The sequence below is a fragment of the Thermoanaerobacter thermocopriae JCM 7501 genome, from assembly GCF_001310975.1.
In the GTDB taxonomy this organism is placed as follows: Bacteria; Bacillota; Thermoanaerobacteria; order Thermoanaerobacterales; family Thermoanaerobacteraceae; genus Thermoanaerobacter; species Thermoanaerobacter thermocopriae.
The window spans coordinates 23007-30675 of sequence record NZ_BAZY01000027.1 but is presented as its reverse complement, the minus strand read 5'-3'; the positions used below and the strand labels follow the sequence as shown (position 1 = coordinate 30675).

Genomic DNA, 7669 nt, shown 5'->3' with positions numbered 1-7669 from the left:
TCCCCTTTATCAATTTTTTATTAACCTTGTACATAATTTAAAGCCTTTATTTAAGCCGTTCCTAAGGGATACTTTTTTACTATCACTCTTTAATTTTTTTATCTTTTATGTAGGATTTCCTTCTTTAATTTTAGATGAATCAGTGAAGTCCCTTTTCTTTTCTTTTTTTCCTGCTTCAGCTACTTAAATTTTACACAGCCCTTCAAAGAACTGCCTTCTCTGACCCCCCTTTAACCCCCAAGATAAGCTTCTTTTACCTGCGGGTTTTCCGCCAGCTGCCGGGCGGGGCCAGATAAGACAATTTTTCCTGTTTCTAATACATAGCCTTTATGAGCGATAGAAAGAGCCATATGTGCATTTTGTTCCACTAAAAGAATAGTAGTTCCTTGCTCGTTTAGTTCTTTAATGATCGCAAAAATCTCTTTAACCAACAGGGGAGCTAAGCCCATTGAAGGTTCATCTAAAAGCATAAGCCTAGGTGCTGACATTAATGCTCGTCCCATCGCTAACATTTGTTGTTCTCCGCCAGATAAAGAGCCGGCCAGTTGTCCCTTTCTTTCCGCAAGCCGCGGAAACCGTTCAAAAACCCTGCTAAGCCTGCGTTTAAATTCTGCTTTATCTTTTAAAAGATAAGCACCTAATTCCAAGTTTTCCAATACTGACATGTTAGCAAAAACCCGTCGGCCCTCAGGCACCTGGCTTATGCCCATTTTTACGATGTCATGAGCAGTTTTACCAGTAATATCCTTACCTTCAAAAATTATTTTTCCTGATTTAGGCTTGACCAATCCGCAAATTGTATTTAAAGTAGTGCTTTTCCCCGCACCATTTGCCCCGATTAAGGTTACTATTTCTCCTTCGTTTACGGTAAGCGATATTCCTTTTAAAGCATGAATGGCCCCGTAAAACACATTTAACTCTTCAATTCTTAATACTTCCTTTTCGCTCATAGTTACGCCTCCTCTCCTAAATATGCTTCAATAACCCGAGGGTTGTTTTTAATTTCTTCAGGCGTACCTTGAGCAATATTAACTCCATAGTCCAAAACGTAAATCTGCTCGCAAATGTTCATTACTAAATGCATATCGTGCTCAATGAGCAAAATAGTCACGTTAAACTTACTCCGGATAAAGCCAATTAATTCCATTAACTCGGTCGTTTCTCGAGGATTCATGCCTGCTGCTGGTTCGTCTAAAAGTAATAATGAAGGGTGAGTAGCCAACGCCCGGGCAATTTCTAATCGACGCTGTTCTCCGTAAGGTAGGTTTTTGGCCTTTTCTTCTGCCTTATGAGCTAAGTTCATGATTTTTAATAGCTCGTAAGCTTCATCCCGCATTTCCTTTTCTCCTTGGTAAAACTTCCCAAGACGGAATATAGCATGCATCATATTATATGGAACATGCAAGTGCCTGGCAATTAAAACATTCTCCAAGACCGAAAGTTCGCCAAACAAACGAATGTTTTGGAAAGTACGGGTTATGCCTTTAGCAGCAATTTGGTAAGGCTTTAACCCTACTATGCTTTCGCCTTTAAAGATTATGTCACCACTGGTTGGAAGGTAAATCCCGGTTAAAAGGTTAAAAACCGTCGTTTTACCTGCACCGTTTGGTCCGATTAACCCAACTAAATCTCCTTCATTTAAGGTAAGATTTAAATCCTGAACTGCTTTTAATCCTCCAAAACTAATCCCCACCCTATGCGTCTGCAGAATGGCTGCCATGACTTACACCTCTCTTTCTCTGCAAAAGCTTAAAGGATAACTCATGGGTTCCAAGAAGTCCCTGGGGTCTAAATAACATCACCAAGATTAAGATTATGGCATAAATTATAAGTCGCAGTTCTGCTAAACTCTGTAAAAATGTAGAAATTAACGTTAGTACAATTGCCGCTACAACTGAACCGGTGAGGCTCCCCTGTCCTCCTAAAACTACCATCACAAGTATATCAAAGGATTTTAAAAAGTTAAAAGCATTTGGTTCAATAAAGGTAATATAATGAGCAAGGAGTGCCCCGCCAATTCCAGCAAAAAATGAACCCATAGTGAAAGCTATAACTTTATATTTCGTGGTATTTATTCCCATGGCTTCCGCCGCAATTTCATTTTCTCGAACTGAAATACACGCCCGACCGTGGCTGGATTGAACAAAGTTTTTGATAACTAAAACTGTAACCAGCATGCACCCAAAAGCCCACAGCCAATTAGTCCTCTGTGGTATCCCCATTAAACCGTAAGCTCCACCTAAATAATCAATATTTGTTATTACCCCCCGGATTATTTCAGCCAGTCCTAAAGTAGCAATAGCCAAGTAATCGCCTCTTAAACGCAAGGTAGGTATGCCAATTATAATACCGCCAATACCCGCCACTATTGCTCCAACTAACAAGGATACAATAAAAGGGGCATTAAAATTTAAAGACATAATAGCCGACGCATAAGCACCTAATGCCATAAATCCCGCATGGCCAATAGAAAATTGTCCCGTAAAACCAACCACTAAATTTAAACTTACTGCAAGAATAATATTGATTGCGATAATAATTAAGTTTAACATCACAAAAGGACTAATGATTTCTGCTGAATACAAAACCTGAACTCCTACCATAAGCACTACTAGCAACAACGTTACTGCAAGATTTTCCTTTGTAAACCAATTTTTCAGCATTCTGTAACACCTACACTTTCTCCCGAACGTTTTTCCCAAATAAGCCAGAAGGTTTAACTAATAGGATAATAATCAAAATCACAAAAGCTACAGGATCCCGATATAAAGAACTGCCGTACCCACTTACTAAGGACTCGGTAATCCCTAAAATAAGCCCTCCGGTCATTGCTCCAGGTATAATTCCTATTCCTCCTAAAACCGCTGAAACAAAGGCTTTTAAACCAAACATAATTCCCATTAAGGGAAATACTTTATTGTAATATATCCCTACCAGTACCCCTGCTGCCGCAGCTAAAGCTGAACCAAGAGCAAAGGTGATGGATATTGTCGTATCCACATTTATTCCCATTAAACGAGCAGCTTGCATGTCATAAGAAACTGCCCGCATTGCTTTTCCAATTTTCGTATTATGAATTATATACTGTAGTAAAATCATTAAGATAACCGTGACCGCAATAATTAAAATTTCCCTATTTGATATGGTAACCTTTCCGCCAACCAATGTATACGAAGCATGCTTAAAAACTTCCGGAAATGCTCGAGGCTGTGGACCCAGGAAAAACATCGTGGTATATTCTAAAAGAAGGGAAACGCCTATTGCAGTAATTAAAATTACAATTTTAGGTGAGTTTCTTAAAGGACGATATGCCAATCTTTCGATAATAATGCCTAAAATAGCACACACAATCATGGAAAAAATTAACGCTGGAACAAAAGACATTTTTAAAAACCAACGTCGCATATAGTCCTGCGAAAGCACCAAGCATGTAAACATCACCGTGGGCAAAATTGATGAGTTTTATAATACCATAAACCATAGTGTATCCTAAAGCAATTAAAGCGTAAATACTTCCTACTGATATTCCATTTATTAACTGCTGGATAAATTCATTCATCTTATCCACCCTACCTTAATTAAATTCATTTTCTTAAGGGGAGGAATATTCTCCCCCCTTTAATCTTTTAAGGATTTACGTAAGCCTTATAGATTTGCTTACCATCTTTGTATTCCAAAATCACCAAGCTTTAACAGCATTGTGATTTTCATCTATGGAGATTTTGGCAGTAACTCCTTCTACATCCTTGGTGGTCATTAAAGCTTCTTTGATTTTTTCAGGTGTAGCTTCACCAGCCCGTTTAATGGCATCAACTAAAACAAGTACCGTATCATAACCTACTGCAGCCATTGCATCCGGCTCGCTGCCGTATTTTTTCTTATACTTTTTAACAAAGTCCTGAATTTTTGGATCAGGCATTAAAGACGAATAGTGATTGGTAATAAAGGTGTTATTAAGCGCAGCAGCACCTGCAATTTCAACAAGCTTTGGCGAATCCCAGCCATCACCACCGCCCATAGGAACATTAATACCAAGCTCCCGTGCTTGCTTTACAATTTGCCCCACTTGCTCGTAATAACCAGGTACATAAATAAATTCAGGCTTTAAATTTTTAATCTTGGTTAATACCGAGCGAAAATCCTGATCTTGAGTAGTGTAGTTTTCATCAGCTAAGATTTCACCACCGCCAGCTTTGAAAGCTTCTACAAAAAACTTAGCTAAACCCACCGAGTAAGGAGCTGTATTATCTTTTAAAACAGCAACTTTTTTAAGCTTTAATTCATTTAAAACGAACTTCGCCATTGCCGTTCCCTGAAAAGGATCTATAAAGCAAGTCCGGAAAATATACTCCCTTACTTTGCCTGTTTTAGGATCTACTGTAACATCAGGGTTAGTTGCCGAAGGCGAGATCACAGGAACTTTATTAGTTTCGGCAATGTTAACATAAGAGAGGGTATTGCCAGAAGTCGCCGAACCAATAATGGCAACTACTTTATCTTGGGTAATTAACCGGGTTGCAACCGCAGCGGCTTCTGTATTATCGGACTTATTGTCATACTTGACTATTTCAATCTTTTTTCCAAGAACTCCACCAGCATTATTAATTTCATCTACTGCTAACATAATTCCATTTAAGCCTGATTGCCCCAATGTGGCAACATTTCCCGACAGCTCTAAGTTTGCTCCAATTTTTATAACATCGTTATTCTCAGACTTACTTCCACACGCCGAAGCAAATAAAAGTAAAAACGATAATAAACCTGCTGCTACTCCTCTAACAATGCCTTTACGCACGGCTTACCATCCTCCTTTAAAATTTTCTGTTTTTTAAAAATAATCTTCCATTTTTGCTATAAGCACATAACCTGTCCTGCTACACCCCTCTCCTTTTTAAAAGGGTGCGAATCCACTGCAGATTCTGCTGACTATTATAATCATTTTAAAAACATATCTACGATTTTTACATTTTTCTTTATTTTTCTTAAAATATTCAGTATACATTAGGTACGTCCTATTAGTAACCATTTTCACCTCTTTGTGATCCTTTTTTCAAATTTGAATTAATTTGTGGTATAATAAAAATGATCTGCATATTTTAAAAAGGTTTTTTAGGGGATAATATTTAGTATAAAATTTTGATGGAGATTTAAATTTGATGGCTGATAATTAAAAAGGCAAAGGCACCTTTTTTCTAAAGGCGCCTTTGCCTCCTTTTCTATTTACTTCCTGTATTAATTATACTTGCTTTTCTTTGTTTTGTCAATATGCAAAGGAAAAAATGATTAGGAGTATTTTAGGTGAGACAAATAACTTTTTAGTTACATTTTCCGATATAAAGTGGAATACAATATGGTGCAAAAATTGAAAAGTAGTCAAAATGAAGTAAAAGTGGCATTGACGCGATTAAAATATACTCCAGAGTATATGGATGAGTACGACGAAAGTATAGATGGTAAAATAGCCGGTGTGATTGGTAATATTATGACAAGTAAAATTTTTATTGTGTTTTTAAGAAAAAAGAGTATAATAATATTTCGGAAAATAGAAGTCTTGAGTAATTTTCGGAAAATATAGAAAAACATTTTTATACTAGATACTAAGGTAACTACGAAATTGTGTTAATTGGAGGTATTAACTGATGAATGTTGCTCTTCCAAAAAAGATTCTGGTTGTAGAAGACAGTAAACTTAACGCACAAATAACAGCAGATATTCTAGACAAATACGGATATAAGGCGGAAATAGTTACATCCGGCGAAGAGGCTGTTGAAAAAGCAACAAATGATTTAGAAAACCCGGATTTAATTCTCATGGACATAGAACTTAAAGGAACAATCGATGGGATAGATGCAGCAAGAATAATTCAGCAGCATAAAGATATCCCAATTCTATTTCTTACTGCCAATGCCAGTAAAGAAATAATGGAAAAAATAAAGGCAGTTTCAGCTTACGGGTATGTTCTTAAAGGTGTAGATGAGTATGTACTCATATCTCAAATAGAAATGGCTTTTAAGCTCTATGAGGCCAAAATACAGATGAAAAAGAGAGAAGAGTTGTTCCACAGCATGTTTGAAAGCCATAATGTAGTGATGCTACTTATCGAACCAGAATCAGACGCATCATTTATGCCAACAAAGCTGCCTGTCATTTCTACGGTTATTCTAAAGATACCATGCTGCAGATGGACATAGAGCTTTTGGGGGCGCTTCTACCATAGATGATGGTCGGAAATGGTCGGAAGTTTTAAAGAAGGGCTGTAATCCCTGCATTTGCTTCCAGCGGTTAGCTAACGGAGAAGAGAGATTAGTAGAAGTATATTCATCCCCTGTAGATTATCAAGGAAAAACATTGATGCATCTGATTATATTTGACATCACCGAACAATGGAAAGCAAAGAGAGAGCTTGAATTTTATAAAAATCTTTTTGAAGACTCGCTCAATGAAATTTACATATTTCATCCGGAGACGCTGAAGTTCATTGCGGTGAACCGGGGAGCAAGGGAAAATTTGGGATATACTGAAGAAGAGCTTAAAGAAATGACTCCTGTTGACTTAAAGCCAGAGTTTACCGTACAAAGCTTTAAAGAACTTCTTGAGCCTCTTGCTAAAGGTGAGCAACAGCAAATTATCTTTAACACAGTACACCGCAGGAAAGAGGGTTCTCTCTATCCTGTAGAAGTTCACTTGGAACTTGTAGAACTTGGAGTAGAAAAAGTATATACAGAACTTGTGATTGATATAACAGAGCGTAGAAAAATGGAAAAAGAATTGAAGGAAAGGAATGAGATTTTAAATGATATAATGGAATCTGCAGGAGATGCCATTATCATGATTGATGACAATGGAAACGTAACTTTTTGGAACCCTGCAGCGGAGCGTATACTTGGATATTCGAAAGAAGAAATAATTGGGAAGGAGCTACATGCATTTGTAATACAAGAGGAACGACTGTACGAAGTATATAGAGAAGCATTTAAAAGATTCCGCTTAAGTGGTAAAGGAAATGCTGTGGGTAGAATGATTGAAATGAAAGCAAGACACAAAAACGGCTATGAAATTGATGTAGAGCTTTCACTTTCTGCCGTCAGAATTAAAGATGCATGGCATGCAATAGGGATTATTCGTGATATAAGTGAGCGCAAGAGATTTGAAGAATTACTTTACCGCCAATCTATTACCGATCCCCTTACAAATATTTATAACCGGCGTTTTTTCATGCAAATGCTGGAGCAGGAAATAGAACGAGTAAAACGAAATAGAAAGCCTTTTTCGATTATTATGTTTGATTTAGATCATTTCAAGAGGATAAATGACCGCTTTGGTCATGCGGGGGGAGATACGGTTCTTAAAAATGTTGCTAACACAGTAAAAAGAAGGGCACGGAAAACAGATTATTTCGCACGCTGGGGAGGAGAAGAATTTATAATCCTCCTGCCCGAAACTTCTTTGAATAATGCAGTTGATCTGGCTGAAGAGCTTAGAAAACAGATAAGCAGCATAGAACTGGAACAAATAGGGGATGTGACAGCAAGCTTTGGTGTAACTGAATATAGGGATACTGATACCATTGATACAGTTCTTTTACGAGCAGATAATATGCTTTATGAAGCAAAAAGAGCGGGAAGAAACTGTGTAAAAAGCGAGTAACACTAATCTGAAACACTTTACA

The 7669-nt window shown here is 37.4% G+C and carries 5 protein-coding genes and 2 pseudogenes; 2 read left to right on the top strand and 5 right to left on the bottom strand.

Translation table 11 applies throughout. The features are described 5' to 3' along the window. Window positions 1-230 precede the first annotated feature (230 nt). From JCM7501_RS09850 to JCM7501_RS09830, 5 genes and pseudogenes are all read right to left on the bottom strand, one after another. Window positions 231-950, bottom strand: coding sequence for an ABC transporter ATP-binding protein (locus JCM7501_RS09850; RefSeq protein ID WP_013149984.1), 720 nt, complete (start codon window positions 948-950; stop codon window positions 231-233). 2 nt (window positions 951-952) lie between these two features. Further along, window positions 953-1720, bottom strand: coding sequence for an ABC transporter ATP-binding protein (locus JCM7501_RS09845; RefSeq protein ID WP_028992006.1), 768 nt, complete (start codon window positions 1718-1720; stop codon window positions 953-955). Continuing rightward, complete coding sequence (locus JCM7501_RS09840) at window positions 1695-2663, bottom strand: branched-chain amino acid ABC transporter permease (RefSeq protein WP_006570088.1); 969 nt, start codon at window positions 2661-2663, stop codon at window positions 1695-1697. Before JCM7501_RS09840 ends, JCM7501_RS09845 begins: the two co-directional genes overlap by 26 nt. Before the next feature lie 10 nt (window positions 2664-2673). Continuing rightward, window positions 2674-3559 (bottom strand): annotated as a pseudogene (locus JCM7501_RS09835) (branched-chain amino acid ABC transporter permease). Between the two features lie 120 nt (window positions 3560-3679). Beyond that, window positions 3680-4795 carry an ABC transporter substrate-binding protein gene (locus JCM7501_RS09830; RefSeq protein ID WP_256201371.1) on the bottom strand — a complete coding sequence of 372 codons (1116 nt, stop codon included), beginning with the start codon at window positions 4793-4795 and terminating at the stop codon, window positions 3680-3682. 555 nt (window positions 4796-5350) lie between these two features. Between JCM7501_RS09830 and JCM7501_RS09825 the strand changes: the two genes are divergently transcribed. Further along, the gene (locus tag JCM7501_RS09825; RefSeq protein WP_013149989.1) at window positions 5351-5575 is read left to right on the top strand and encodes a hypothetical protein; all 225 of its coding nucleotides are present in this window, start codon (window positions 5351-5353) and stop codon (window positions 5573-5575) included. A 64-nt stretch (window positions 5576-5639) separates the two neighbouring features. Next, a pseudogene (locus JCM7501_RS09820) lies at window positions 5640-7647 on the top strand (PAS domain S-box protein). The last annotated feature ends 22 nt before the right edge of the window (window positions 7648-7669 follow it).